The sequence below is a fragment of the Rhizobium binxianense genome, assembly GCF_028994275.1.
Taxonomy (GTDB): domain Bacteria; phylum Pseudomonadota; class Alphaproteobacteria; order Rhizobiales; family Rhizobiaceae; genus Rhizobium; species Rhizobium binxianense.
On sequence record NZ_CP118713.1, the window covers coordinates 1,956,225 to 1,982,876 of the forward strand.

Annotated in this window: 30 protein-coding genes; 19 read left to right on the top strand and 11 right to left on the bottom strand. The window is 61.7% G+C overall.

The annotated features are described in order from the left end of the window. Positions 1-85: 85 nt before the first annotated feature. The 3 genes from PO860_RS09775 (at position 86) to PO860_RS09785 (ending at position 3,507) form a co-directional block, all read left to right on the top strand. Positions 86-1,399 (top strand): M23 family metallopeptidase, encoded by a 1,314-nt coding sequence (locus PO860_RS09775; RefSeq protein ID WP_275038272.1) that lies wholly within the window; start codon positions 86-88, stop codon positions 1,397-1,399. Between the two features lie 157 nt (positions 1,400-1,556). After that, positions 1,557-3,074: a DEAD/DEAH box helicase gene (locus tag PO860_RS09780; RefSeq protein WP_272782499.1), complete on the top strand. Its 1,518-nt coding sequence runs from the start codon at positions 1,557-1,559 to the stop codon at positions 3,072-3,074. Between the two features lie 7 nt (positions 3,075-3,081). Then, positions 3,082-3,507 carry an NUDIX domain-containing protein gene (locus tag PO860_RS09785; RefSeq protein WP_275038273.1) on the top strand — a complete coding sequence of 142 codons (426 nt, stop codon included), beginning with the start codon at positions 3,082-3,084 and terminating at the stop codon, positions 3,505-3,507. Here the strand turns inward: PO860_RS09785 and PO860_RS09790 are convergent, their stop codons facing one another. Both PO860_RS09790 and PO860_RS09795 read right to left on the bottom strand, forming a co-directional pair. Beyond that, entirely contained in the window at positions 3,508-3,825 is a 318-nt protein-coding gene (locus tag PO860_RS09790) for a TfoX/Sxy family protein (protein WP_183607203.1), read from the bottom strand. A 31-nt stretch (positions 3,826-3,856) separates the two neighbouring features. Further along, positions 3,857-4,351: a flavin reductase gene (locus PO860_RS09795; RefSeq protein ID WP_183607202.1), complete on the bottom strand. Its 495-nt coding sequence runs from the start codon at positions 4,349-4,351 to the stop codon at positions 3,857-3,859. 183 nt (positions 4,352-4,534) lie between these two features. On the opposite strand from PO860_RS09795, the gene PO860_RS09800 reads away from it, so the two are divergent. From PO860_RS09800 to purB, 5 genes are all read left to right on the top strand, one after another. Next, entirely contained in the window at positions 4,535-5,617 is a 1,083-nt protein-coding gene (locus tag PO860_RS09800) for an ABC transporter substrate-binding protein (RefSeq protein ID WP_272782496.1), read from the top strand. 67 nt (positions 5,618-5,684) lie between these two features. Further along, positions 5,685-6,362 (top strand): ribulose-phosphate 3-epimerase, encoded by a 678-nt coding sequence (gene rpe / locus PO860_RS09805; RefSeq protein WP_275038274.1) that lies wholly within the window; start codon positions 5,685-5,687, stop codon positions 6,360-6,362. After that, positions 6,359-7,087 (top strand): DUF2259 domain-containing protein, encoded by a 729-nt coding sequence (locus PO860_RS09810; RefSeq protein ID WP_097619599.1) that lies wholly within the window; start codon positions 6,359-6,361, stop codon positions 7,085-7,087. The genes rpe and PO860_RS09810 overlap by 4 nt, the downstream gene beginning before the upstream one ends. 29 nt (positions 7,088-7,116) lie before the next feature. Further along, complete coding sequence (locus PO860_RS09815) at positions 7,117-7,602, top strand: hypothetical protein (protein ID WP_183607199.1); 486 nt, start codon at positions 7,117-7,119, stop codon at positions 7,600-7,602. Positions 7,603-7,672: 70 nt separating this feature from the next. After that, on the top strand, positions 7,673-8,980 hold the full coding sequence (gene purB / locus PO860_RS09820) for an adenylosuccinate lyase (RefSeq protein WP_097619597.1): 1,308 nt from the start codon (positions 7,673-7,675) through the stop codon (positions 8,978-8,980). A 112-nt stretch (positions 8,981-9,092) separates the two neighbouring features. Here purB and PO860_RS09825 read toward each other — a convergent pair whose 3' ends face one another. After that, positions 9,093-9,572, bottom strand: coding sequence for a low affinity iron permease family protein (locus tag PO860_RS09825; RefSeq protein WP_183607197.1), 480 nt, complete (start codon positions 9,570-9,572; stop codon positions 9,093-9,095). Positions 9,573-9,674: 102 nt separating this feature from the next. After that, on the bottom strand, positions 9,675-10,478 hold the full coding sequence (locus tag PO860_RS09830) for a DUF2189 domain-containing protein (protein ID WP_097619595.1): 804 nt from the start codon (positions 10,476-10,478) through the stop codon (positions 9,675-9,677). A gap of 177 nt (positions 10,479-10,655) precedes the next feature. Here PO860_RS09830 and PO860_RS09835 point away from each other — a divergent pair, with 177 nt between their 5' ends. The 7 genes from PO860_RS09835 (at position 10,656) to PO860_RS09865 (ending at position 16,713) form a co-directional block, all read left to right on the top strand. Next, positions 10,656-11,210, top strand: a complete 555-nt coding sequence (locus PO860_RS09835) for an RBBP9/YdeN family alpha/beta hydrolase (protein ID WP_097619594.1) — start codon at positions 10,656-10,658, stop codon at positions 11,208-11,210. 98 nt (positions 11,211-11,308) lie between these two features. Then, positions 11,309-13,606 carry a putative bifunctional diguanylate cyclase/phosphodiesterase gene (locus PO860_RS09840; RefSeq protein WP_273883776.1) on the top strand — a complete coding sequence of 766 codons (2,298 nt, stop codon included), beginning with the start codon at positions 11,309-11,311 and terminating at the stop codon, positions 13,604-13,606. 361 nt (positions 13,607-13,967) lie between these two features. Next, positions 13,968-14,732 carry a phosphoribosylaminoimidazolesuccinocarboxamide synthase gene (purC, locus tag PO860_RS09845; RefSeq protein WP_003568927.1) on the top strand — a complete coding sequence of 255 codons (765 nt, stop codon included), beginning with the start codon at positions 13,968-13,970 and terminating at the stop codon, positions 14,730-14,732. Between the two features lie 35 nt (positions 14,733-14,767). Continuing rightward, a complete protein-coding gene (purS, locus tag PO860_RS09850; RefSeq protein ID WP_097619592.1) occupies positions 14,768-15,010 on the top strand; it encodes a phosphoribosylformylglycinamidine synthase subunit PurS in 243 nt (80 codons plus the stop codon). A 44-nt stretch (positions 15,011-15,054) separates the two neighbouring features. Continuing rightward, complete coding sequence (locus PO860_RS09855; RefSeq protein ID WP_183607195.1) at positions 15,055-15,609, top strand: RNA 2'-phosphotransferase; 555 nt, start codon at positions 15,055-15,057, stop codon at positions 15,607-15,609. Continuing rightward, the gene (gene purQ, locus PO860_RS09860) at positions 15,606-16,277 is read left to right on the top strand and encodes a phosphoribosylformylglycinamidine synthase subunit PurQ (protein ID WP_105006267.1); all 672 of its coding nucleotides are present in this window, start codon (positions 15,606-15,608) and stop codon (positions 16,275-16,277) included. The genes PO860_RS09855 and purQ overlap by 4 nt, the downstream gene beginning before the upstream one ends. Before the next feature lie 43 nt (positions 16,278-16,320). Beyond that, on the top strand, positions 16,321-16,713 hold the full coding sequence (locus PO860_RS09865; RefSeq protein WP_273880804.1) for a hypothetical protein: 393 nt from the start codon (positions 16,321-16,323) through the stop codon (positions 16,711-16,713). A gap of 15 nt (positions 16,714-16,728) precedes the next feature. Here PO860_RS09865 and PO860_RS09870 read toward each other — a convergent pair whose 3' ends face one another. Continuing rightward, complete coding sequence (locus PO860_RS09870; protein ID WP_183607193.1) at positions 16,729-16,986, bottom strand: DUF1127 domain-containing protein; 258 nt, start codon at positions 16,984-16,986, stop codon at positions 16,729-16,731. Positions 16,987-17,066: 80 nt separating this feature from the next. Between PO860_RS09870 and PO860_RS09875 the strand changes: the two genes are divergently transcribed. The 4 genes from PO860_RS09875 to PO860_RS09890 all read left to right on the top strand — a co-directional run bounded on the left by PO860_RS09875 (position 17,067) and on the right by PO860_RS09890 (position 21,912). Beyond that, on the top strand, positions 17,067-18,485 hold the full coding sequence (locus PO860_RS09875) for an aminotransferase-like domain-containing protein (RefSeq protein ID WP_275038275.1): 1,419 nt from the start codon (positions 17,067-17,069) through the stop codon (positions 18,483-18,485). Between the two features lie 125 nt (positions 18,486-18,610). Beyond that, entirely contained in the window at positions 18,611-19,192 is a 582-nt protein-coding gene (locus PO860_RS09880) for an acyloxyacyl hydrolase (RefSeq protein WP_273883777.1), read from the top strand. Positions 19,193-19,427: 235 nt separating this feature from the next. Continuing rightward, positions 19,428-21,659 (top strand): phosphoribosylformylglycinamidine synthase subunit PurL, encoded by a 2,232-nt coding sequence (purL, locus tag PO860_RS09885; protein WP_183607190.1) that lies wholly within the window; start codon positions 19,428-19,430, stop codon positions 21,657-21,659. 19 nt (positions 21,660-21,678) lie between these two features. Further along, positions 21,679-21,912 carry a BolA/IbaG family iron-sulfur metabolism protein gene (locus PO860_RS09890; protein WP_007826248.1) on the top strand — a complete coding sequence of 78 codons (234 nt, stop codon included), beginning with the start codon at positions 21,679-21,681 and terminating at the stop codon, positions 21,910-21,912. A gap of 328 nt (positions 21,913-22,240) precedes the next feature. Here PO860_RS09890 and PO860_RS09895 read toward each other — a convergent pair whose 3' ends face one another. Genes PO860_RS09895 through PO860_RS09920 form a run of 6 tightly spaced genes read right to left on the bottom strand, consistent with a single transcriptional unit; the run spans position 22,241 to position 26,631 of the window. Continuing rightward, entirely contained in the window at positions 22,241-23,278 is a 1,038-nt protein-coding gene (locus tag PO860_RS09895; protein WP_273883778.1) for a Gfo/Idh/MocA family protein, read from the bottom strand. A 2-nt stretch (positions 23,279-23,280) separates the two neighbouring features. Next, complete coding sequence (aroQ, locus tag PO860_RS09900; RefSeq protein ID WP_273880808.1) at positions 23,281-23,730, bottom strand: type II 3-dehydroquinate dehydratase; 450 nt, start codon at positions 23,728-23,730, stop codon at positions 23,281-23,283. Between the two features lie 32 nt (positions 23,731-23,762). Further along, the gene (locus PO860_RS09905) at positions 23,763-24,131 is read right to left on the bottom strand and encodes a 5-carboxymethyl-2-hydroxymuconate Delta-isomerase (RefSeq protein ID WP_275038276.1); all 369 of its coding nucleotides are present in this window, start codon (positions 24,129-24,131) and stop codon (positions 23,763-23,765) included. A gap of 15 nt (positions 24,132-24,146) precedes the next feature. Further along, complete coding sequence (locus PO860_RS09910) at positions 24,147-25,007, bottom strand: shikimate dehydrogenase (RefSeq protein WP_183607187.1); 861 nt, start codon at positions 25,005-25,007, stop codon at positions 24,147-24,149. 18 nt (positions 25,008-25,025) lie between these two features. Then, on the bottom strand, positions 25,026-25,799 hold the full coding sequence (locus tag PO860_RS09915) for an amino acid ABC transporter ATP-binding protein (RefSeq protein WP_275038277.1): 774 nt from the start codon (positions 25,797-25,799) through the stop codon (positions 25,026-25,028). A gap of 7 nt (positions 25,800-25,806) precedes the next feature. Further along, positions 25,807-26,631, bottom strand: coding sequence for a transporter substrate-binding domain-containing protein (locus tag PO860_RS09920; RefSeq protein WP_183607185.1), 825 nt, complete (start codon positions 26,629-26,631; stop codon positions 25,807-25,809). Positions 26,632-26,652 lie beyond the last annotated feature (21 nt).

Consider the following 26,652-nt stretch of genomic DNA (forward strand, 5'->3'; position numbering starts at 1 on the left):
CGGCGAGTGCAATGAAAGCATTCATTAACCATAAGCGTGTCTAATTTTCCGAAAGAGGCGTAGAGCATCAATCGGGAGAGCCTGCGTGAACAGCGGACATCAGCACCGGGTATTCGGCAGGCCGGCGCAGGAACATATCCTCATCCTGGCCAGCGGCGACAAGGTCCGTCACATGACGGTCCGGCCATGGATGGCAGCCCTTGCCTTCTGCCTCGTCGGCGTCTTCTCGATCGGCTACCTCTTGGCCACCTCCTATCTCGTGCTGCGCGACGATCTGATCGGCGCCACCATGGCGCGGCAAGCCCGCATGCAGCACGACTATGAGGATCGCATCGCCGCCCTTCGCGCTCAGGTCGACCGCATCACGTCCCGCCAGCTTCTCGACCAGCAGGTGGTCGATGATAAGGTGGACAAGCTGATGGAACAGCAAATGGCGCTGACCTCGCGCCACGGCAAGCTCGACAATCTGCTCGACCGGGCCGAAAGCTCCGGCCTGACCGACAAGGACAGCGCCCCGTCTTCACCCGTCCAGTCCTTTGCCCCTGACATCAAAGACAAGCGCGCTTCGCTGAGCGGCGGCGGCATCGAGGCGATCGAGAAACAGTTGGCGAGCGGCCCACCCGCCGATGCGACGCCCGACAACTCGACGCTTGCCTACGTGCCGTCCGCTGAAACCGTCGGCGACCGCGCCGACCGGATCTTCTCCAAGGTGACGCTGTCGCTGAAGGGTGTCGAACAAGACCAGCGCAACCGCGTCGAGCAGTTGACGAGCGATGCCGGCAATGCCGCCAATGCCATTGCGACCGTGCTGACCCGCTTCAAGATCCCGATGCCGGCAGAGACCGCTGCTAGAAAAGACGATGATGATGCCGTCGGCGGCCCCTATGTCGAGCCTGAAAGCAACGACGACTTCAACAATTCTCTGGTTGCGCTCGACGGCGCCCTGACGAGGCTCGAAGCGGTGCGCAGCGCTGCCGAATCCCTGCCCTTCCGCAATCCCGCCGTCGGCAAGGAAGTGACCAGCCCCTTCGGCAATCGCCGTGATCCTTTCCTCGGCCGCCTCGCGCTCCATTCCGGAATCGACTTCCGCTTTTCGCCGGGCGAAAGGATTCGCCCGACCGCCCCCGGCAAGGTGATTGCGGCCGGCTGGACCGGCGGCTACGGCAACATGGTCGAAGTCGATCACGGCAACGGCATCTCGACGCGCTACGGGCATATGTCAGAGGTGCTGGTCAAGGTCGGCGACACGGTCGGCCGCAACGACGTCATCGGCCTTGCCGGCAGTACCGGCCGCTCGACGGGGACGCACCTGCACTATGAAGTGCGCCAGGACGGCCACGCCGTCGATCCAGTATATTTCATGAATGCCGGCCTTAAACTCGCCACCTATATCAAGTAATGGCCGTCAGGTAACCATCGCTTCACTCTACACGGGGTGCGGCCTCTCTATTTCTTGACTTGCCGGCCATTCAGGGTTATGTCGCGCTGCATTGCGGCATGCAATCCCGCCGACTCGTTCAGAGCTCGGCCGAACCGGAACGGAAACAGTTTTCCCTTTGACGACATTCGCTGACCTTGGCTTGAGCCAAAAAGTGCTATCCGCTGTTACCGACGCGGGCTACACGATCCCCACGCCTATTCAGGCGGGAGCCATTCCCTTTGCGCTCGAGCGTCGCGATATTTGCGGCATCGCGCAGACGGGCACCGGCAAGACGGCATCCTTCGTTCTGCCGATGCTGTCGCTTCTGGAGAAGGGGCGCGCCCGCGCCCGCATGCCCCGTACGCTGATCCTCGAGCCGACGCGCGAACTCGCCGCCCAGGTCGCCGAGAATTTCGAAAAATACGGCAAGAACCACCGCCTCAACGTTGCCCTGCTGATCGGCGGCGTTTCCTTCGAGGACCAGGACCGCAAGCTCGAGCGCGGCGCCGATGTGCTGATCTGCACGCCCGGCCGCCTGCTCGACCATTTCGAGCGCGGCAAGCTGTTGATGAGCGGCGTCGAGATCCTCGTCATCGACGAGGCCGACCGCATGCTCGACATGGGGTTCATTCCCGATATCGAGCGCATCGCCAAGATGATCCCGTTCACCCGCCAGACGCTGTTCTTCTCGGCAACCATGCCGCCTGAGATCCAGAAGCTCGCCGACCGTTTCCTGCAGAATCCCGAGCGCATCGAGGTGGCAAAGCCCGCATCGGCGGCAAAGACCGTGACGCAGCGCTTCGTCGCCTCGCACGGCAAGGATTACGAGAAGCGCGCGGTTCTGCGTGAACTCGTCCGGGCCCAGACCGAACTCAAGAACGCCATCGTCTTCTGCAACCGCAAGAAGGATGTGGCCGATCTCTTCCGGTCGCTGGAGCGCCACGGCTTCTCGGTGGGCGCCCTGCATGGCGACATGGATCAGCGCTCCCGCACCATGACGCTGCAGAGCTTCCGTGACGGCAATCTCCAGCTGCTGGTTGCGTCCGACGTCGCAGCCCGCGGCCTCGACATTCCCGATGTCAGCCACGTCTTCAATTTCGACGTGCCGATCCATTCGGAAGATTACGTTCACCGCATCGGCCGCACCGGCCGTGCCGGCCGCTCAGGCGCCGCCTTCACGCTCGTCACCAAGCGCGACACCAAATTCGTCGATGCGATCGAAAAGCTGATCGGCGAAAAGGTCGAATGGCTGAGCGGCGATGTGAACTCCCTGCCGCCGGCAGAAGAAAGCGCCGACAGCGAGCGCCCGCGGCGCAACAGCCGCGAGCGTGGCGCAAAGGGTGAACGAGGCGAGCGGGATCGCGCACGCGGGCGCGGCAATCGCAGCGCCGCGGGTCATAAATCTGATAACGACATACAGGATACTGACGTCCAAGTGATTCAGGCAGCACCAGTAAAGGCCGACATCGTGAAGAACGAGCGCAAAGCAGAGCAGAAGCCGCAAAACAATGCGCGCAACAGCCGGCCTTATCCGGCAAACGACGACAGCCGCGACCGCCGCCGCCATCGCGACCATGATGACGGCCCGACCCCGGTCGGCTTCGGCGACGATATCCCCGCCTTCATGCTGATCGCCGGCAGCGCCAAGGTCTGAGCATCCAATGGCCAGGCCCGGTCTCGATTTTCGGGGCTTCGGCGTCGGCCTGGTGATTCTGCGCGACGCCAGGATCCTTCTCTACAAGCGCATGCGCCCGCCTGAAGCCGGCTACTGGAATATCGTCGGCGGCAAGGTCGATCATATGGAGCCGGCCGAGCAAGCCGCACGCCGCGAGGCCGAAGAAGAAACCGGCCTCAAGATCGGCCGCATCGAGCGCATCGGCATGACCGAGCAGATCATCGATACTGACCGCCAGCACTGGATTTCGCTTCTCTATCTCGCCCGCGATGTCGAAGGTGAGCCGCAATTGACCGAACCGGACAAGCTGTCGGATTTCGGCTGGTTTCCCCTGACAGATTTGCCGGAACCGCTGTCAGCCTTCACCAAGGCGGCAATAGCAGCCTTGCCGGCGAGCAAACGAAGCGAATAGTCATTCGGCGCGAAGCGATGCCTCATAGGCAAGCCGCACCCATTTCGCCATCAGATCGGGATCGTCATAGGCCTCGTCGGGGATCGACCAGTAGGGCATTTTCACCGGCTTGCCCTTCTTGCCCTCATAGGTCCACTGCGTGGCGCCGGCGGCGACAAATTCCGGGGCGCTCGTCTCGTCCGCCTTCAGCAGCATCTCGTCGCGCACTTCGAGCGCGATGATGCGCCCGAGATGATAGATGCCCTTGCCGCCGAACATGCGCTTGACCGTGACGGGGCCAAGCCCCTGAAACATTTCCTCGATCCCGGCATTGTCCATTCTGTTCCTCCCGAAATTCCGGCCGCCCCGATCAAAGCGCGTGATAATCCCGGTTCATATAGATGAGCGCCGGATGCTTTTCGCTGAAGCGGACGGCCGCAACCTCGCCGAAGATGACATTGTGCGTCGGCATTTCCTTGATGTCGGTCACCCGGCAATCGAAAGCAGCGAGCGCATCGGCGAGCACCGGCGCGCCGGTGACGAGCGTCTCGAAACGGGCGCTGGCGAAACGCTCGTCATCGGCAAGCGACGTGCGCCCGGAAAAGGCGTCGGCAACGCCCTGATGATGGGCGCCCAGCGTGTTGAGCACGAAGATGCCGCTGCGGAAAAAGATCTCGTTCTTCGGATTGGTGTTGTTGAGGCAGATCAGCACCGAGGCCGGATTGTCCGAGACCGAGCAGGCGGCCGTGATGGTGACGCCGCGGCGCAAGCCTTCCATAGCCGTCGTCACGAGCTGCACATGGCCGGCATAACGGCTCATGGCGTCGCGATAAAGGCCGGGGTCGATATGCTGCCTGTTCAACACCTGCTTCTCCGTCCGCGGTTTTACATGCCTGCAGCGTCTTGCTATCGCGCCAATATGGCGAGCATCGGTTACCTTTTCTACAATAGGAGGGGTGAAAAGCGCTGCGTTACGCTTGTTTTTCTTTGACGATTGCGGCCTTGCGGATAAAAGGGCATGGACGATGGCTAGGGATCTCCGCCTTTCATGATCAACCTGCGTGGCATAGCAGCCTTTCTGACGCTGCTGGGAGCGGCGGTGCCGGGCCATGCGGCCGGCGTGACGATCGGCGTTGTCGCCCCTCAGAACGGTTCGCTCGCCCTGCTCGGCAGCCAGATTGCCGCCGGCGCCGGTTTCGAGATCCAGCAGTCCGGAAACACCCTCGTCGCCGTCAACGAGACCTGCGAGGAGAATAGCGGTGCCGCGGTTGCCGATGCGCTTGTCAATGCCAAGGTGCAGGTCGCAGTCGGCTTTCTCTGCAGCGAGACGCTGGAAGGCGCGCTGCCGAAGCTGAAGGACGCCGGCATCCCCGCCATCACCGTCTCGGTGCGCTCCCGCATCCTGATGGAGGATGCGCTGAAAAACGGTTGGCCGCTCTTCCGCCTGGCGCCCGCCGACGGCACCGAGGCGGCAAAGGTCATCGAGGTGATCCTCAAGGACTGGGCGGCCGATCCGATCGCCCTGATCGAGGACGGCACCATCCATGGCCGCGAACTGACGGAAGCGGTGCGCAATGCGCTGGAGCAGAACGGCCTGAAGCCGGTCTTTACCGACACCTATCGGCCGGGACAGGAGCAGCAGATTGCCCTTGTCCGCCGTTTGAAACGGGCCGGTGCTACCAGGGTTTTCATCGGCGGCGACCGCAACGATGTCGCCGTCATCGCCCGCGACGCCAAGGCAGAGAACATCCCGCTCTCCATTCTCGGCGGCGATGCCATGCGCGCCGCCGACCAGCCGCTGCCGCTTGGTACAGGCGTGCGCGCCGTCGCCCTGCCGGAATATGCCCTGCTTCAGGAGGGCGCAGCTGCGGCCGAGACGCTGCGCGGCAAAGGCATCGAGCCGGAAGGTTATGTCCTGCCGTCGCTGGCCGCGGCCCGCATTGCCGGCCAGGCCGCGGAAGCCGCCGCTGCGGCAGGCAAGCCGCTGCAGGAGACGCTTCTCGGCACGACATTCCAGACGCCGGTCGGCCCTATTGCCTTCACCGACGCGCATGAGCTTTCGCAAAACCCCTACCGCCTGCTCGAATGGCGGGGCAACGGCTTTTTTCCACCTGCCGGGCCGACGCAATGAGCGGCGGCGCGCCAGCCTTGAATCCGGCCGCCACGGTCAAATGGCAGCCCATACGGAGTGAGATTTGATGACGCTGCCCATTCGCATTGCCCCTTCGATCCTCGCGGCGGATTTCGCCAGGCTCGGCGAGGAGGTGCGCGACGTGACGGCCGCCGGCGCCGACTGGATCCATCTCGACGTGATGGACGGGCATTTCGTGCCGAATATCTCCTTCGGCCCCGACGTCATCAAGTCACTGCGCTCCTATACATCAGCCACTTTCGACTGCCATCTGATGATCTCGCCGGTTGACGATTATCTCGAAGCCTTCGCCAAGGCGGACTGCGACCGGATCACCGTCCATGCCGAAGCCGGGCCGCATCTGCACCGCTCGCTGCAGACCATCCGCAATCTCGGCAAGAAGGTCGGGGTGACGATCAACCCGGCGACACCGCTCAGCGCCATCGAGAACGTGCTCGACGATGTCGACCTCATCCTGATCATGTCGGTCAATCCCGGTTTCGGCGGACAGAAGTTCATTCCGGCGATGGCGGCCAAGATTGCCGCGGCGAAGTCACTGATCGGCGACCGGCCGATCGAACTTCAGGTCGACGGCGGCGTCACGGTGGAAACGGCGCCGGCGATTGCGCGCGCCGGCGGCAACGTCCTCGTCGCCGGCTCGGCCATTTTCAAGGGCGATACGGTCGAGGATTATCGCCGGACCGTCGCCGATCTGCGTCAGGCAGCCGAGGGGGCACGAACATGATAAAACGTCTGATTATCGGCGGCGTGTTTGCCGCCACACTTGCCGGCCTGCCCGGCCTGTCACTTGCCGGCGACATCGCCAATATCCAGCCGCTCGGCTTCTCGGCCGACGGCAAGGTCTTCGGATTTCAGGAATTCGGCATCAAGGAGGAGAGCGGCAATGTCCCCTACTCCAACACCTATTTCGTCGATACCGACAGCGGTCAGTATATCGAGGGCACGCCCTTCCGCACCGAACTGACCGATAAGGATGCCAATCTTTCCAAGGCGCGGCGGCAGAACCTGACGGCGGCGCGCAGCCAGATGGACAAATACGATCTCCTGACCAATCCCGGCCTGATCGCGGCCTTCAATCCGCCGACCGAACTCGGCTCGCCGACGAAGACGATCCGCTACACCACACTTGCGACCGATGGTCCGCCGAAATCGCCCTATACGCTCTCGCTGGGTGAGATGCCGGTGCCGACATCGAAGGACTGCACGGCGCTCGACAAGCGCGTCATCGGTTTCAGCCTGCAGATGATCGAGAAGGAAGGCGCTCCGAACCGCCAGGCCGCGCGCCAGGCAACGACGGTTCCGGCCGAGCGCATCTGTTCGGTAGAATACCGGATCGGCGGCGCCATGGTCTACCAGCCGGAGGGCGCAAACCCGGTTCACATCGCCCTGGTCCTCGCCTTCGATGCGGCAAGAAACGGACGCTGGATCGCCGTTCCGGTTCATCCCTGAACCCGGATTGCCGGAGACGGATTGCCAGGATGGATCGTCTAAGAGCTGCAAAGCCGCCCTACCCCGATCTGATTGCCGGCGCGTTGCTTTGGGGCATGCAGATGCTCGCCGCCGCCATGCTCGGCCTTTATCTCCGCAACGGACTGCAGACGAGCCGGCTGGCCGAGATCGCCGCACTTTATTTCCTCGGCGGCCTGCTCTCCTGGCCCTTCGCCCTGCCGGTCGCCCGCTTCTTTGCCTATGACCGAGCGCCGGAAGCGCGTTTTGCCGCATTTTTCGTGACGTTGACCGCGGCGACGATCCTGATGACTGCCTTTCTCTTCGCCATGGAATACCGGCTCTTCTATTCGCGCTGGCACGCCCCCTTCGGCAGTTTCGTCTGGGCCTTCCAGTTCGTCTTCACCAGTATCAGCGCCGTCTACCAGTTCCTGGTGATCGGCCTGCGCCTTTTCCTGCCGCTCGGCCTCGTCTGCCTTGTCGTTAGCAGCTATCATCTTGCCAAACGCATGCGTTGAGATTGCCGCCGGTCTTTGCTACAGGGGCGCTAACCTCGATGAATCCTCTTTGAAGTGAAGGCAGCCGCCCATGATCCCGCGTTATTCCCGGCCTGAAATGGTCGCCATCTGGTCTCCCGAAACCAAGTTCCGCATCTGGTTCGAGATCGAGGCGCATGCCTGCGACGCGCTGGCCGAGCTCGGCGTCATCCCGAAATCGGCGGCAAAGACGATCTGGGAAAAAGGCGGCGCCGCCACCTTCGACGTCAACCGCATCGACGAGATCGAGGCCGTCACCAAGCATGACGTCATCGCCTTCCTCACCCATCTCGCCGAGATCGTCGGCCCGGATGCGCGCTTTGTCCATCAGGGCATGACTTCGTCCGACGTGCTCGACACCTGCTTCAACGTCCAGCTGGTACGCGCCACCGACATCCTCATCGCCGATCTCGACCGCCTGCTCGCAGCGCTGAAAACCCGCGCCTTCGAACACAAGGACACCGTCACCATCGGCCGCTCGCACGGCATCCATGCCGAGCCGACGACCTTCGGCGTCAAGCTGGCGCTGGCCTATGCCGAATTCGAGCGCTGCCGCCAGCGCCTCGTCGCCGCCCGCGAGGAAGTCGCGACCTGCGCCATCTCGGGCGCCGTCGGCACCTTCGCCAATATCGATCCGCGCGTCGAGGAACATGTCGCCGCAGCACTGGGCCTGAAGGCCGAGCCGGTCTCGACCCAGGTCATCCCGCGTGACCGCCACGCCATGTATTTTGCCACCCTGGGCGTCGTCGCCTCGTCGATCGAGCGGCTGGCGACCGAAATCCGCCACCTGCAGCGCACCGAGGTGCTGGAGGCCGAAGAATATTTCTCGCCCGGCCAGAAGGGCTCTTCGGCCATGCCGCACAAGCGCAACCCGGTTCTGACCGAAAACCTGACCGGCCTTGCCCGCATGGTCCGCTCCTACGCCCTGCCGGCGATGGAAAACGTCGCCCTCTGGCACGAGCGCGATATCTCGCATTCCTCAGTCGAGCGCATGATCGGCCCCGATGCCACAGTCACCCTCGATTTCGCCCTGTCCAGGCTTGCCGGCGTCATCGAGAAGCTGCTGGTCTATCCCGAGAATATGGAGAAGAACCTCAACAAATTCCGCGGCCTCGTCCACTCCCAGCGCGTCCTCCTGGCGCTGACCCAGGCCGGCACCTCCCGCGAGGATGCCTATCGCCTCGTCCAGCGCAATGCCATGAAGGTCTGGGAACAGGGCAAGGATTTTTTGGAGGAGCTGCTGGCGGATGCGGAGGTCCGCACGGCGCTTTCGGAGGAAGACATCCGGGAGAAGTTCGATCTCGGCTACCATACCAAACACGTCGACACGATCTTCCGGCGGGTGTTTGGCGAGGCGTGAACGATCTGCAATAAACGATACGGCGGCGCCCTTGCAGGCGCCGTTTTTCTGCCGGCATACCTCTCCGTCAGAATCTGTCGGGTGGCTTTTCCCCTTAGTCGCAGCCTGATGTTCAGCTTTTCTCAAGCGGCCGCTGTTTTTGCTTCGGCGCTTTAGCAACCACAGAACGTTTGCGTGCCTCCGCCTTTTTCAACGGCGCCGCTTTCACCACTTCCTCTGTCCTACATACCTCCGTCTCGCCCCGGCCCTTGGCGGCCTTGGCGACCAACTCGTCGAGACGCTTCAACTCCTCTTCATCGAGATTTTCGATGCCGATGAAACGGTTCTCGGCATGGCTCGTCAGGATGATTTCATTGAGCTTGGCCTGGATCGCCCTTGTGTCACGCGTCTGGGCGTTCTGCAGCACGAAAACCATCAGGAAGGTGACGATCGTTGTGGCGGTATTGATGACCAGCTGCCAGGTTTCCGAATAATCGAAGAAAGGGCCAAGTAAGGCCCAGAGGATGACGGCGGTCAGCGCCAGAATGAAGATGACGGGTTTGCCTGCCCATTCCGATGTCTTGGTCGCGAAGTGGGCGAACAGATGCTTCATCGTAACCTCTGAATCCTTCCTCGAACTCCGCTTTCTAAAAACGCCGAGGCCGGCTTGAGGTTCCCCCGGGGATCCGAGATTCCCGGGGGCACGCACTTGCGATTACGCGGCTTCCCGCGCAATCAGCTTGCGATAGAGATGCCAGGTCGCATGGCCGAGGATCGGGATGACGAGCGCAAGCCCGGCAAAGACCGGGATCGTACCGATGACGAGCAGCGCTGCGACGATGAGGCCCCAGAGCAGCACCGGCACCGGATTGGCGACCGTGGCGCGGATCGAGGCGACGACGGCGGAAACGGCACCGACATCACGGTCGAGCAACAGCGGAAAGGTGATGACTGAAATCGCCAGCACGACGAGCGCAAAGACGAAGCCGATCAGATTGCCCCAGATGATCAACTGCATGCCTTCGGGCGTGCCGAAGACCTGGCGGAAGAAATCCGCCATGCTGCGCGGAAACACTTCGCCGAGCAGATTGCTGTAGAGAGTCTGCGCCGTCACCAGCCAGACGACGAAAAGGCCGCAAAGCATCAGCCCGACCGCGATGATCGATGGCAGCGCCGGCGAATGGCGCACGTCGAGCGCATGCGTCCAGGACGTGTCGAGGCCGGCCTCGCGCCGGCGGCTGATTTCATAGAGGCCAATCGCTGCAATCGGGCCGATCAGCACGAAACCCGCCATAAGCGGGAAGACCATCGGTAGGAGGTTGGCGCCCGAGGTCCACAGCGTCAGGAAGACGCCGGCGATCGGATACATCAGGCACAGGAACACGTAATGGGACGGTTTCTCCATAAAATCCTCGTATCCGCGCTTCAGCGCGTCGAAGACGTCGGCGATACCGATGCGATTGACCACGGGCCGCGCGAAGCTTTCGCCAGCACCCGTCATGACATGAAATGCCGCCATGGCTTTCTCCTCCTCAGCCGAGACCTGGTCGGCGGCGGACGCGCATCGGCGGGCAAGCCGACACGAAATCCGCAACCGGCACTGGAGCAATATAGCAAAGCTCAGCGCCCGTGTCGCTCTCTCCCTTTCACATCCCCTCTTGACATCTTGGGCAAGCTTTCTCACATCGGCGGCACTATGAAAGCCTCAGACGCAGATATCCTCATCATCCCCGGCTACACCAATTCCGGCCCGAGCCACTGGCAGAGCCGCTGGGAGGCAAAACTCAGCACGGCGCGGCGCGTCGAACAGGCCGAATGGACGAAGCCGGTCCGCGAAGACTGGATCGCCCGTATCGCCGAGGAGGTGAACGCCTCGACCCGCCCGGTCATCCTCGTCGCCCATTCGCTCGGCGTGGCCTCGGCCATTCATGCCATCCCGCATTTCCGCAAGCCGGTGGCGGGCGCCTTCTTCGTTGCCCCGCCGGATGTCGCCAATCCCAACATCCGCCCGAAGCACCTGATGACCTTCGGACCCTATCCGCGCGATCCGCTGCCCTTCCCCTCGATCACGGTGGCCAGCCGCAACGATCCGTTCGGCTCTTACGAACATGCCGACGAAATCGCCAGCAGCTGGGGCTCCTTCCTCGTCGATGCCGGGGAAGCCGGTCATATCAACGCTGATTCCGGTCATGGCCCCTGGCCGGAAGGCACGATGGTCTTCGCCCAGTTCCTCAGCCGGCTCTCCATCTGATTGAAGGAAAACCCGCCTCCTCGCTAGTTCAGCAAGTGCTTTCTAAGTCTTTCTTAATGGAATGACAGCAGACTGCACGAAGATTGAAATAAGCGAGAATGCCCGTGAAGAAAGCCCATCCAAAGGCCGAGGATCCGCATGGCGAGGCCGCAGCGGCTGAGACAGGCGTCGGCAACGGGGCGGCCGACGAATCCGATCTTGCGGATCAGGAAAGTCGATGGAACCATGCGCTCGTCGGCTCGGGCCTCGGCGTATGGGATCACAACTTTCGTCTCGGCCGGAAATATTACTCGCAGACGTGGAAGACCATGCGCGGCATGGCGCCCGACGAGGAGACCGCCGGCGATTACGAGGCCTGGCTGCAGCTCGTCCACCCCGATGATCGCGATTTCGTCGTCCATGCCATCGAGCGGCAAAATGCCGGCGACCGGGATTTCCAGATTTTCGAATATCGCGAACGCCACCGGGACGGCCACTGGATCTGGATCGACTGCCGCGGCGCCTGCGTGGAATGGGACGAGAACGGCGTGCCGACGCGCATCGTCGGCACGGATACCGATATTACCGCCCGCAAGGAGGCCGAGGAGACGCTGTCGCGTCTGTCGCGCCGGCTCGAACTGGCGCTGGAGATTTCCCGCATCGGCGTTTTCGAGGCGGATATCGACAATGATACGGTCGAATGGGACGACCGCCTCATCGCCATTTACGGACTGCAGGGCGCCGCGCGCCAGATCGCCAGCGACGCCTGGGCGAAAAGTCTGCATCCCGAGGACCGCGAGCGCGTGCTGGGCCTGTCCGACCGTAGCGTCGAAAGCGGCAGTGATTTCCAGCAGGAATACCGCATCATTCGCGGCGACGGCGTCGAACGTGTCATCCGCGCCCGCTCGGCCTTCTTCATCGACGGCAACGGCCACCGCAAGCTGATCGGCGCCAATTGGGACGTCACCGCGGAGGTCGCGCTCCGAAACGAGTTGCAGCGCGCCAAGGATCTGGCCGAGGCCCGCAATCGCGAACTCGAAGCCGCCAAGGAGAGCATCGAGCACCTGGCGCTGCACGATTATCTCACCAGCCTGCCGAACCGCCGCTATCTCGACAAGATGCTGGATGAGCGCTCGGCCGAGTGCCGGGCCAAGGGGCTTGGGCTGGCGATCCTGCATATCGATCTCGACCGTTTCAAGCAGATCAACGACACGCTCGGCCACCGGGCGGGCGACGCCATGCTCAAGCATGCCGCAAGCGTGCTCGGAAATTCCGTCCGCGCCGCCGATTTCGTCGCCCGCATCGGCGGTGACGAGTTCGTCATCCTCTGCACCGTCGATCCCGGGTCGAAGAAGATCGCCGGCCTTGCTCAACGTATCATTCGCGAATTGCGCAAACCCGTCCGGTACGAGGGGCACGACTGCCGTTTCGGCGCCAGTATCGGCATTGCCATCGACAGCGGGCCGAAGCTCGATGCCAAGCAGACGCTGCTCGATGCCGATATCGCGCTTTATCGCGCCAAGGGCCTCGGTCGCAACCGCTTCGAGTTTTTCTCGGCCGCTGCCCGCCGCGACATCATCTCCGCCAAGCACCTTGCCGACGAGATCCTGATCGGCCTCGAGCGCAATGAATTCGTGCCCTTCTATCAGCTGCAGTTCGATGCCCGCACGCTCGATGTCGTGGGCGTCGAAACACTTGCCCGCTGGCAGCACCCAGCGCACGGGCTGCTGACGCCCGATCGCTTCCTCGATATCGCCGAGGATCTCGACGTCGTTTCGACCATCGATGCCCTGATCCTGGAGCGCGCCCTTGCCGACCGCCGCGCCTGGATCAAGGACGGGCTGCCGGTGCCGAAAATATCGGTCAACGTTTCCGCCAGGCGGCTTGCCGATCCCGATCTCGGCAAGAAGCTCCGCGCCCTGAAGATCACGCCTGGCACCATCTCCTTCGAACTGCTGGAATCGATCTCGCTCGACGATTGCGATGAGGCGGTGGCCGCCAATCTGAAAAAGCTGCGCAAACTCGGCATCGACATCCAGATCGATGATTTCGGCACCGGCCACGCCTCGATCGTCAGCCTGCTGCGCTTGAGTCCGAAGACGCTGAAGATCGACCGCGAGCTGATCCGCATGCTGCCGCAATCGGCCGAGCAGCGCAAACTGGTCGGCTCGATCATCGATATCGGCCGCTCGCTTGGCATTCTCGTCATCGCCGAGGGTGTTGAGACGGCGGATCATATCCGCATTCTCGAAGAGCTCGACTGCGACACGCTGCAGGGCTACGCGCTCGCCCGGCCGATGCCGGCCATGCAGATCCCCTCCTTCATCCGCGGCGGAAGCTGGCGCCACGGGCAAACCGCCGCTCGCGCCTTGCAGACGCAGCTTCGTCGCGCGCTGCGAAGCAGAGCTGCCAAATAAAAACCTGCCACAAGCAGCCCGCCATTTCGCCGTCATTTCACCGTAGAGGAAAAGGCGCTAGACTCATCTTGCGAATTCATTCGATTCTCTTGGCGGTATTCCGTAGAATCGGAAACCGGGGCCAGGAAATTCGGAAACCGGGGCCAAGAAAATCCGAAACCGGGGCCAAGAAAATCCGAAACCGGGGCCAAGAAAATCCGAAACCGGGGCCAAGAAAATCCGAAACCGGGGCCAAGAGAATCCGAAACCGGAGAAGGAGCGACAGGCGGATTGTGAAACCCACTCTTTTCCTTTAAGGGGACGCCACGAGATCGATCCACTCGCGCTATCCCAAGAGCGCCAACAACAGAGAATGACCACGATGAACCGTCGCCGCCGTATCTACGAGGGCAAGGCAAAGATTCTGTATGAGGGCCCCGAACCGGGCACTTTGATCCAGTTTTTCAAGGACGATGCCACTGCCTTCAACAAGAAGAAACACGAAGTCATCGATGGCAAGGGCGTCCTCAACAATCGCATTTCCGAATATATCTTCAGCCATCTGAACAAGATCGGCATCCCCACTCATTTCATCCGCCGGCTCAACATGCGCGAGCAGCTGATCAAGGAAGTGGAGATGATCCCGCTGGAGATCGTCGTGCGCAACGTCGCCGCCGGTTCGCTCGCCAAGCGCCTCGGGATCGATGAAGGCGTGGTCCTGCCGCGCTCGATCATCGAATTCTATTACAAGTCCGACGCGCTCGACGATCCGATGGTCTCCGAAGAGCACATCACTGCCTTCGGCTGGGCTAACCCCGCCGAGCTCGACGACATCATGGCGCTTGCCATCCGCGTCAACGACTTCATGACCGGCCTGTTCCTCGGCGTCGGCATCCAGCTCGTCGACTTCAAGATCGAATGCGGCCGCCTGTTCGAAGGCGATCTGATGCGCATCATCCTCGCCGACGAGATCTCGCCGGACAGCTGCCGGCTCTGGGATATCGAGACCCACGAGAAGATGGACAAGGATCGTTTCCGCCGCGATCTCGGCGGACTGCTCGAAGCCTATTCCGAAGTTGCGCGCCGTCTCGGCATCATCAATGAAAACGAGCCTGTGCGCGGCACCGGTCCCGTTTTGGTTAAGTAAAAGATCGTCTGGTCAAGTAAGGCAGGAAAGACAAAGTGATCAAGGCTCGTGTCACCGTCACGCTGAAAAACGGCGTTCTCGATCCGCAGGGCAAGGCTATCGAGGGTGCGCTCAGTGCCCTCGGCTTCTCGGGCGTCGGCCATGTCAGACAGGGCAAGGTCTTCGACCTTGAACTGGAGGGCGCCGACAAGGCCAAGGCGGAAGCCGACCTCAAGGCCATGTGCGAAAAACTGCTCGCCAATACGGTGATCGAGAATTACGCGATCGCGATCGATTGACGATCACAGCCCCGTCGTCCGGCGGACTTTGAGGATTTGGCGTCATGATGGAAGCAAAGCTGGAGACGGAAGTCTCGAAATATATGAGCTATGTTTTGCGTCATGCGCCGGAATCTGCGGGCTTGACGCTTGATGCCGAGGGCTGGGTGTCGTTCGATGCGCTCGAAAAAGCTCTGACGTCGAAATATGAGGTTTCCCGCGCCGATATTATCGAGATTGTCGAAAACAATCCGAAGAAGCGCTTCACCCTCGCCGATAACAGAATTCGCGCCAACCAAGGTCATAGTGTCGACGTCGATCTCGCATTGAACCGGGTTGAGCCGCCTGCCGCTCTTTTTCACGGCACGTCTCTGACGAGCTGGCCGTCGATCGAGCGCGAAGGCTTGAAGAAGATGCAACGGCACCACGTTCATCTCTCAGCGGATGTCGAAACCGCGAAAATCGTCGCAATGCGCCGCAAGGGTGAACATCTCATCCTGCGCGTCGATGCGGCCCGCATGTTTTCTGAGGGTCATTCTTTCTTTGTCTCCGACAATGGAGTATGGCTCGCCGAAAGCGTTCCAGTTCAATATCTTTCGCTAGACGCAGGGACCCCATGAAATCAGCCGTCGTTCAACTTCCGGGCCTCAACCGCGACCGCGACATGATCGCCGCCTTGACCAAGATCTCCGGCCAGCCACCGGTGACGATCTGGCAGACGGAGACCGAGATCCCCGATGTCGACCTGATCGTCATCCCCGGCGGCTTCTCTTACGGCGACTATCTGCGCTGCGGCGCGATTGCCGCCCGCATGCCGGTCATGCAGGCGATCATCGACAAGGCTGCAAAGGGCGTGAAGGTGCTCGGTGTCTGCAATGGCTTCCAGATTCTCGTCGAGGCCGGCCTGCTGCCCGGCGCGCTGATGCGCAATTCCTCGCTGAAATTCGTTTGCCGCGAGATCAAGCTCGAAGTCGTCAATGCCGAGACGGATTTCACCCGCGCCTATGCGCAGGGTCAAGTCATCCGCTGCCCGGTCGCCCATCACGACGGCAATTATTTCGCCGACGAAGCGACGCTGGCTGCGATCGAAGGCAATGGCCAGGTGGTCTTCCGTTATGCCGAGGGCACCAATCCGAACGGCTCGATCAACGATATCGCCGCCGTCATGAATGAAAAGGGCAACGTGCTCGGCATGATGCCGCATCCCGAGAACCTGATCGAGGCCGCCCATGGCGGTTCGGACGGCCGTGGCCTCTTTGCTTCGGCGCTCGACGTCATCGCCGCCTGAGCCCTGAACTCAAAATCTCTCATCCGGATCTGGAGCAAGATCGATGCGCCCTCGCCTCGCAAACGCCGCCCTGCTGACCGCTCTCGCAGCCACGGTGACAGCCTGCCAGACGCCGGCGCCGACGACGGGCCCGAACCGCAGCGCGCTGCCGACGATGGAACGCGTGGCGCTCGGCGCCAATGCCTGCTGGTTCAAATCGGGCGATCCGGCTTTTGCTGCCTATAAGCTGGCGCCGGAGCTCAATTCCTTCTCCGGCCGGCCGCGCATCCTGCTCGTCCACAAGGGCAGCCCGGAAAGCCGGCCATTGCTCGTCGTGCAGGCCGAGGGAAGCCCGTCGCACCTGCAGGCTTTCGGTCCGATGATGCAGGAGCCGGTCGCCGGCCGCATCACCGCCGACGTCAATCGCTGGTCGGCAGGCAACAAGGCCTGCAGCTGATCGCTCCGATCACGATCAATCCCAGAAAAACGACTTGCTGACTTCGCGTGCCGCATCCGACTGCGACACCCCGATATCCTTGAGCTCGGTCGCCGTCAGGCCCCTCAGTGCGCGCCGGCCTTCCCGCTTCTGATGCCAGAGAAGAATGGCGGCCCAGATCCGACCGAGACGCGTCGGCTCCTCGGCAGGCGTGGTCGGCAGGACAATTTGTCTCCTGTCTTCGTAGGAAACAATCGGTACAATCGGCATTTTCATCTCAGGTAAGGCAGACATTCCAGAATCCTCTTGGTTCGTCCGTTGGATTGTCTCTTACTCTTGACAGGTACAATGTGACAATATATGCAATTGTCACCATGACAAATTGGCTTCCCGATATTTCCCGAGGGTCCGGGCCGGTCTATCTCCGGCTGGCGGACAGCATCGAAACCGCCATATCAAGCGGCGCCCTGCCCGCCGGCAGCAAACTGCCGCCGCAGCGCAACCTCGCTTATGATATCGGCGTGACGATCGGCACGATCGGCCGCGCCTACGCGCTGGTGCACGAGCGCGGCCTGGTCGCTGGCGAAGTGGGGCGCGGCACCTATGTGCTGAACCGCTCCGAGACGCCGCCCGGCGAACAGATCGATCCGCTGACCATCTCGCTTGGCGGTACCCGCGTCCAGGATGCGCCGCCAAACAAGATCCGCTTCGATACGACAGCCGCCCCCGATCTCGGCCAGGGCAAGGTCATCGCGGGTATCCTTGCCGAGATCGGCGAGCAGCATTTCTCCGAGATCTCCTCCTATTCGCGCAATTTTCCGCAGAATTGGTTCGAGGCTGGCCGCCTCTGGCTTGCCCGCAGCGGCTGGACGCCGGAGACCGCAAACATCGTACCGACTCTCGGCGCCCATGCGGCGGCAATATCAGTCATCGCCGCCGTCTCGGCGCCCGGCGACAAGATCGTCTTCGAGAATCTCACCTATACCCAGGTCAGCCGCAGCGCCCGCCTTATCGGCCGGCGCACGCTGACTGTTGATTCCGATGAGCTCGGTGTCATCCCCGAGGATTTCGAGCGGCTCTGCCAGCAGCAGCACCCGAAGATCGCCTTCCTGATGCCGACCGTCCACAATCCGACGGTGTCGATCATGCCTTATGAGCGGCGCGCGGCAATCGCGGCAATCGCCAGGAAACACGGCGTCTGGCTGATCGAGGACGACCTTTATGGCGGCATGGCCGGCGACGACACACCGCTTCTCGCCTCGCTGGCGCCCGACCGCACCTTCCTCGTCAACGGACTGTCGAAATCGGTCGCCGCCGGCGTACGCGGCGGCTGGGTCGCCTGCCCGCCGCATTTTGCCCAGCGCATCAGGGTGACGCACAGGATGATCACCGGCGGCCTGCCCTTCATCCTGGCCGAGACCTGCGCCCGCTTGGTCGAAAGCGGCATGGCGCACGAGATCCGCAAGGCAAGTGTCGAGGAGCTCTCCAGGCGCGTCCGGCTCGCCCGCGAACAGTTGCAGGGCTTCGATTTCGAATCGCACCCGCATGCGCCCTTCCTCTGGCTGAAACTGCCGGAACCCTGGATGTCCGGCACCTTCAAGAACGCCGCCTACCGCGACGGCGTGCTGGTCGACGACGAGGACGAGTTCAAGGCGGCGCGCGGCGAGAAGACCTATCACCGCGTTCGCATCGGTTTTTCCTCTCCGAAGACGGGACAGGAGCTGGTCTCCGGCCTGATGATCCTGCGCCGGCTATTGGAAAACGGCGGCTCCGCCTATGACGGTGAAATATGACCTGTTGCAAATACACGTCATAAATCGAAAAAAATGCCTGAGCCTGCCCCGAATACGTCGCGAATCGGACCTTCGTGTTAGCTCTTTGTCATTCCGCCGGGTGAACGGAATCATAAGGACAGCAGATGAGGATCGACTTCGGAAGGGTCGCTCTGCGCTTGTTGGGTATTGCGTCAGTGGCAGTGGTGGTCGGCATGCCGACAATGGCCGGCTCGGCAAATGCCGGCGAGCAGATATTCGATGAATTGCGCTTCGGCGCCTCGACCTCGGTACAATCGGGCCATTCCAGGGAAGACGGCGTCTTTCCGGAGATTACCGCTCTCTTCGATCCCTTCGGCTACGATACGGCGGTCGGCTGGCAGCAACAGCTACTGCATCCTCGTGTGCATCTCGGCACCTCGATCGGCACGTCAGGCGAGGCCAGCCAGTTCTTCAGCGGCTTCACCTGGACGGTCGATTTCAACGAGAAGCTTTTTGCCGAAGCCGGTTTCGGCGGCGTCATCCATACCGGCGATCTCGAGGGCGATGATGACGGCCCGGAACTCGGCTGTCGCGTCCTCTTCCACGAATATCTGGGCGCCGGCTATCGTTTCGACGCGCACTGGAACGTCATGGCCCAGATCGCCCACTCCTCGCATGCCAATCTCTGCGACGGGCCGAACGACGGCATGACGCGCGCCGGTCTGCAGATCGGCTATAAATTCTAAAGCGTGTCGCAATCTTTCAGATTCGCTCCTTACGCTTTAGGTCTTGCTTTTGCGCATGTCGTTATCGCAAAACCGCTGCACGCTTTTGCGCGACATGCTTTAGGCAGCGACCGCTTTTCATCGTAAGGAAGAAGTTGCCTGCCCGCTGTTGACGGCGGGCATTTTCCTGTCGCGCGCCGTCCCTACATAGGCTAAAGAGCGGAAAACGCGCAACGGCAGGGACTTTCGAGAGCTCATGACCATTCCAAACACCATCCCGATCACGCCGGAACTCATTGCAAGCCATGGCCTGAAGCCAGACGAGTACCAGCGTATTCTGGATCTGATCGGCCGCGAACCGAGCTTCACCGAGCTCGGCATCTTCTCGGCCATGTGGAACGAGCACTGCTCCTACAAATCCTCGAAGAAATGGCTGCGCACGCTGCCGACCAAGGGGCCGCGCGTCATCCAGGGCCCGGGTGAAAATGCCGGTGTTGTCGATATCGATGACGGCGATTGCGTCGTCTTCAAGATGGAGAGCCACAACCACCCCTCCTATATCGAACCTTATCAGGGTGCTGCGACCGGCGTCGGCGGCATCCTGCGCGACGTCTTCACCATGGGCGCCCGCCCGATTGCCGCGATGAACGCGTTGCGCTTCGGCGAGCCGGATCATCCGAAAACCCGCCACCTCGTTTCCGGCGTCGTCTCCGGCGTCGGCGGTTACGGCAATTCCTTCGGCGTGCCGACGGTCGGTGGCGAAGTCGAGTTCGATGCCCGCTACAACGGCAACATCCTCGTCAACGCCTTTGCCGCCGGCATTGCGAAGTCGAATGCCATCTTCCTGTCCGAAGCCAAGGGCGTCGGTTTGCCTGTGGTTTATCTCGGCGCCAAGACCGGCCGCGACGGCGTCGGCGGCGCGACGATGGCCTCGGCCGAATTCGACGAATCGATCGAGGAAAAGCGCCCGACCGTTCAGGTCGGCGACCCCTTCACCGAAAAGTGCCTGCTGGAAGCCTGCCTGGAATTGATGAAAACCGGCGCCGTCATCGCCATCCAGGACATGGGTGCGGCCGGCCTCACCTGCTCGGCCGTCGAAATGGGCGCCAAGGGCGATCTCGGCATCCTGCTTGAGCTCGACAAGGTGCCGGTTCGCGAAGAGAGAATGACGGCCTACGAAATGATGTTGTCGGAAAGCCAGGAGCGCATGCTCATGGTATTGCAGCCGGAGAAGGAAGAGGAAGCCAAGGCAATCTTCGTCAAGTGGGGCCTCGATTTCGCCATCGTCGGCAAGACGACCGACGATCTGCGCTTCCGCGTCATGCATCAGGGCGAGGAAGTCGCCAACCTGCCGATCAAGGATCTCGGCGACCAGGCGCCGGAATATGACCGCCCCTGGCGCGAATCCGGCAAGCAGGCGCCCCTGCCCGCCAATCTCGTCGCCGCACCTGAGGATTACGGCCAGGCGCTGCTTCAGCTCGTCGGCTCCGCCAACCAGTCGAGCCGCCGCTGGGTCTATGAGCAATACGACACGCTGATCCAAGGCAATTCGCTGCAGCTTCCGGGCGGCGATGCCGGTGTCGTGCGCGTCGACGGCCATCCCTCCAAGGCGCTCGCCTTCTCTTCCGACGTCACTCCGCGTTATGTCGAGGCAGACCCCTTCGAAGGCGGCAAGCAGGCGGTCGCCGAATGCTGGCGCAACATCACCGCAACAGGCGCCGAACCGCTCGCCGCCACCGACAACCTCAATTTCGGCAATCCCGAAAAGCCCGAGATCATGGGCCAGTTCGTTCAGGCGGTGAAGGGCATCGGCGAGGCCTGCCGCGCGCTCGACTTCCCGATCGTGTCAGGCAACGTCTCGCTCTACAACGAGACCAACGGCGTCGCCATCCTGCCGACCCCGACGATCGCAGGCGTCGGCCTGCTGCCGGACTGGCGCAAGATGGCCCGCATCGGCGCCGCCAACGATGGCGATAGGGTCATCATGATCGGTGTCGACGGCAGCCATCTCGGCCAGTCCGTCTATGTCAGAGACGTGCTTTCCAGCCGCGAAGGTCCGGCGCCGGAGGTGGATCTGTTTGCCGAGCGCCGCAACGGCGATTTCGTCCGCTCCGTCATCCGCAACGGCCAGGCGACCGCTTGCCACGACATCTCCTCTGGCGGCCTTGCCGTGGCGCTCGCTGAAATGGCGATGGCCTCGGGCAAAGGCCTGACGATTGATCTGAGCGAAGGCAAGGGCGCGCCGCATGCGCTGCTCTTCGGCGAGGATCAGGCGCGCTACGTGCTGACGTTGCCTGCCGATGTCGCCGATTTCGTCTGCGTCAATGCCGAAGGTGGCGGCGTTCCCTTCCGCCGTCTCGGCACGGTCGGGGGAACGGCGCTCATCGTCGGCGATCTCATCTCGCTGCCGATTCAGCAATTGCGCGATGCCCATGAATCGTGGTTCCCTGATTTCATGGAAGGCCGCGGCGAACTCGCTGCGGAATGATGCGCAAGGAGTAACGATCATGGCCATGAAACCCGGCGATATCGAAGACATGATCAAGGCTGGGATTCCCGGTGCCAAGGTGACGATCCGCGATTTGGCGGGCGACGGCGATCATTACGCCGCCGAAGTCGTCGCCGAAGCCTTCCGCGGCAAGAGCCGCGTGCAGCAGCACCAGATGGTCTACGAGGCGCTGAAGGGCAATATGGGCGGCATACTGCACGCGCTGGCGTTGCAGACCTCCGCGCCGGATTGACATGCCAGCTTCGGCCGGTTGAAGCTTTGAAATGAAACAGACCCGGGTGGAAGGATTCCTTCCTGCCGGGTCTTTGGTTCTCTGCAAAGCGGTTCCAGATGACAAAGGCGTCCGGACTCGTTGTGCGCCGTACTTCAACCTCCCCGTTCCTGTACCTGTCACAGCGCGCGCGTGTCCTTATGCTCAAGGGTATCCTCGCGGCGTCGCGCCCGTCCATAAGGATGACGGACCTGTGCCCGTGTTCCAGAAAGGTCCAGCATCACCTCACGCGAGATGGCGTAAGATCGTTCGCGCGAGTTGCGACCGCCTTAAGCTGGCGCGCAACCATTTAGATCAGGCTGATACGCTGACCCGCTGCGGCGGATCGCTTCACGGCGTCGATAACCTTCAAGGTTTCCAGTCCCTCACGTCCGCTGACCAGCGGTGCTTCCTCGCCTCTGATGACCCTGCAAAGCTGGCGTATCTGCAGGACGAGCGGATCCTCGTTCTCAATTTTGGCGCGATTACATTCGAACGGTTCCATCCAGCCCCTGTTGCCGGGATTGCTCCACATGTTGAGTGACGGCACCGACAGCGACCCGTGGGTGCCGCCGATCATGTAGCAGGCCTCCTCAGTTTTAGGATAAGCGGGGTTTTCGCCGGTCGTCATCTCCCAACTCCAGGGCGCGACAACGGAATCCGAAACGGAAGCAGAACCGAGAATTCCGTTCTTGAACTCGATGAGGATCACCGCGGTCTCCTCAACGGCGTTTCCGCGAACTGCGTTGGATTCGCGTGCCTGGACCGCAGTGACCTCCCCGAATAAGTAGCGAAGGTTGTCGATGTCGTGGATCAGATTGAGAAAGATTGGCCCCGCTCCGCGTTCGCGCCGCCAGGCAATATCGAAGTATTCGTCCGGCTTGAATAGCCAGAACATCGCATTCACGACCAGTATCCGCCCGAGCTTTCCGCTTTCGATGATCTGTTTAGCTTTTTGCATCATCGGATTATGTCGGCGATGATGTCCGGTCAGCAACGGGATTCCTTTGGCCGCCGCCGCCGCGATGAGCTCTTCGCCGGCGGCAATGTCGTCGGCGATTGGCTTCTCGATCAATGCCGGGATGCCGGCCTCTACGGCCTCAAAGCCGTTCCTGACATGGATCTGGTTGGGCGTCGCGATGATGACGCCGTCAGGGCGAGCTGCGGCGATCATTTCAGCGAAGGTCGAAAACCATTTAGCGCCGACCTCACTTGCGATCACCTTTCCAACCGGGGTCGGATCGACGATTGCGACAAGCTCCGCCGTCGGTTCGTCCAGCACGTGTTTGATGTGACGCCTTCCGATAAGCCCCGCGCCGAGGACCGCCAGTTTGACTGCGGGAGCCATTGTCAGTCCTTCTTCGGCGCCTTGAGCATCGATGCGACGCGGCGGATTCCGAGCTGATAGCCTTCCGTACCAAGACCGGCGATGACGCCGTCGGCGCGGTGGGAAACGAAAGAATGATGACGGAAGCTTTCGCGCTTATGCACGTTGGAGATATGGATCTCAATGACGGGACCCTCGAACGTGTTCAAGGCGTCGAGGATGGCAAGCGACGTGTGCGTGAATGCAGCCGGATTGATGACGATGCCGACTCCGTCTTCCCGCGCTTCGTGGATCCAGTCGATGATTTCATATTCACGGTTGCTCTGGTGGAAGCGGATCTCGTGGCCGAGTTCCGAGGCCAGTTTCCGGCAGTCTGCCTCGACGTCGGCCAGCGTCTCGTGACCATAGATGTCAGGCTGACGCTTGCCGAGCAAATTCAGGTTTGGGCCGTTGAGAACGTAGATCAGGCTCATTGCAATTGTCCTTGTGAGGGGCGTTGCCAAGCTCAGGCAAACGCTATTTCCTGGAATGCGAAATCCGGATCGGATTCGTAAAGATCGGCCCGCAGCCCCAGCCGGCCCGCTTGCAGCGCGGGGGCCGCGACATCGCGCGCCGCTTCGAGGACAGCCTTCAACAACTCCCGCTTCGTCTCAGCCGGCCGGCCAGGCGCCACGCGGACGACTATCTGGATGAAGTGATTGTCCGGATGTTCGTCCCCGACGCAGGAGAAGGTCGCCTCCCTGGCGAAGGTCCGCACGGCAGTGGGCTTGACCAGGCCTCCGTCGCGCACCCGATGGTGGACCGCTCTGGTCAATTCATCGATCGCCCCCCGTTCGGCAGCACCCTGGCTATAGTCGATAATGATGTGCGGCAAGGCATGTTCTCCCGGTCAGGCTGGAGCTCGGCACAATTCTTCGAAGTGACGCGACATGCGTTCCGCATCCGGTTTTACACCCGTGAACAGTTCAAAGGCCGCCGCGGCCTGGAACACGGTCATGCCGCCGCCCGGCAAGGTCCTGCACCCCCTCTTCTCTGCCAGGGCCAGAAGTTCGGTCACGAGCGGCATGTAGACGATATCGGCGACCCAGTGACGTGGATGAAGCCATTCCGGTTCGATCGGGAGACCCGGATGACTTCGCATGCCCGTCGGCGTAGCGTGAATCAGCCCGTCGGCCGAAGCGAGCGCCGCACCGACTTCCCTGACCGGCTGCGCGCAGGTTCTTGAAAAGCGTCGGTTGAGCTGATCGGCAAGCGCGGCGGCGCGATTTGTGTCCTGGTCGAAGATCGAGAGCATCGCGATACCGAGCTTGATTGCCGCGTGCGCTACGGCGACCCCTGCGCCGCCTGCGCCGAGCAGGACGGCATGAGTTTTGGCGACACCGGGCATACCGCGCTCGAAATTCTTGTAGAAGCCATACCAGTCCGTATTGTGCCCGATCCGCTCTCCATCCCGAAACACGACTGTGTTGACTGCTCCGAGCATCTCGGCGTCCTCGGACAGGCTGCTAAGATGGGCGATGACCGTCTGCTTGCACGGGTGCGTGATGTTGCTTCCTGCGAAGCCGCGGTCTTCGAGTTCTACGAGCAATTCAGGCAGCGCAGAAGCGGGTAAACTGCGCACGGCGAAATCGACGAGCTCGTAATGGTAATCCAGTTCCAAGTGCCGCGCCTCGGTTTCGTGCAGTGCGGGCGACTTCGACATCTGGATGTCGGCCCCGATCAGACCGACGAGGAATTTGTTGTTGTTCATTTCGATAGCCCCATCAGCTCAGTGATGTGCGAGGATCTCGCCAAGGAAAGCCTTGGTGCGCTCATGCTTCGGAGACTTGAAGAAGACCTCGGGCTCGGCCTCCTCTATGATCTCGCCGGAAGCCATGAAGATGACCCTGTCTGCAACCTGACGGGCGAAGCCCATTTCATGGGTGACGCAGATCATGGTCATGCCGTCGCGTGCGAGACCGATCATCGTGTCCAGCACTTCCTTCACCATTTCCGGATCGAGCGCCGATGTCGGTTCGTCGAACAACATCGCCTTGGGTTCCATGCAGAGCGCCCGGGCAATGGCGACACGCTGTTGCTGCCCTCCGCTGAGCTGAGCGGGATACTTCTCCGCCTGATCAAGGATTCGAACCCGTTCGAGGTACTTTCTCGCCAGCCTCTCGGCGTCGGCCCGGCTGGTTCCGCGGACCCTCATAGGCGCAAGCGCGCAGTTCTGCAGAACGGTCATGTGCGGGAACAAATTGAAGGTCTGGAACACCATCCCGACTTCGCGCCGAATGGCATCAACCGCCTTGCTTGTGCCGTCGAGCAACTGTCCCTCGACGACAATCCTGCCTTCCTGGATCAGCTCGAGAGCGTTGATGCAGCGTATCAACGTCGACTTGCCGGAACCCGAAGGTCCGCAAAGTACGATCTTCTCGCCTTTGCGAACCGACAGGCTGATGTTTTTCAGCGCATGGAAGGAGCCGTACCATTTCTCCACTTTATCAAGAGATATCAATGTCGACTGATCATTAGCGGAACTGAGCACGGCGCCCTCCATATATGCTTCACTTGACGGTGAACGGGATGTTGGGGATGGATTCCGGGAACGTCGGCAGATCGATGTTCATCCACTTCTTGGTGATGGCTGCAAGTTCACCATTAGCCTTGATCTTGTCGAGGAAGGCATTGACGGCCTCGTTCCAGTCCTTCTCGCCCAGTCGCGTCCCAACGCCATTGTAAGTCGTCAGGAAGTCGATCTTGCGCTCGTAGGTGCCGGCGCTGGCGGCATCGAGCCGCTGTCCGTAGAACATGTTGCCCCCGACGGCCTTGACCTGTCCGGAGACCAGCGCCTGAATGGTTGCGGCGTCGTCGTCGAAGCGGCGGATGGTGGCCGTCGACCCCATCGCGTCGGTAATGGCCTTGTCCTGCGAGCTGGACTTCGGCACGCCGATTTCCCAGCCGGCAACATCGGCAGGCGTTTTTGCGCTATCGGCCTTTGCCGCATAAAGTGAGATCGTGTTCGCCGCGTATGGCTTGCTGTACTGGATTGATTTGGCGCGCTCTTCCGTCATGGCCATGGTGGCGAACAGGATGTCGACCTTGCCGGTGGTCAGGGCCGGAATGCGGTTGGCGACGGCAAGCGGTTGGAACTGGACCTTAACTCCGAGCTCCTTGGCGAAGAGTGTCGCGACATCGGCGTCGAATCCGTCCTGCTTGCCGCTCGTGTTGACGAAGCCCCATGGCGCGTTGTCGCCCTGAATGCCGACGACGATCGTGCCCTTGGCCTTGATCTCCTCGACAGTCGCTGCGGAAGCTGCAGCCGCGCCGACCGTGGCGAAGGCGGCCGTAGCCAGGGCCATTCCAAGAATTTGTCTGCGATTGCTATACATTCCATTCTCCTCCTCTGTGGT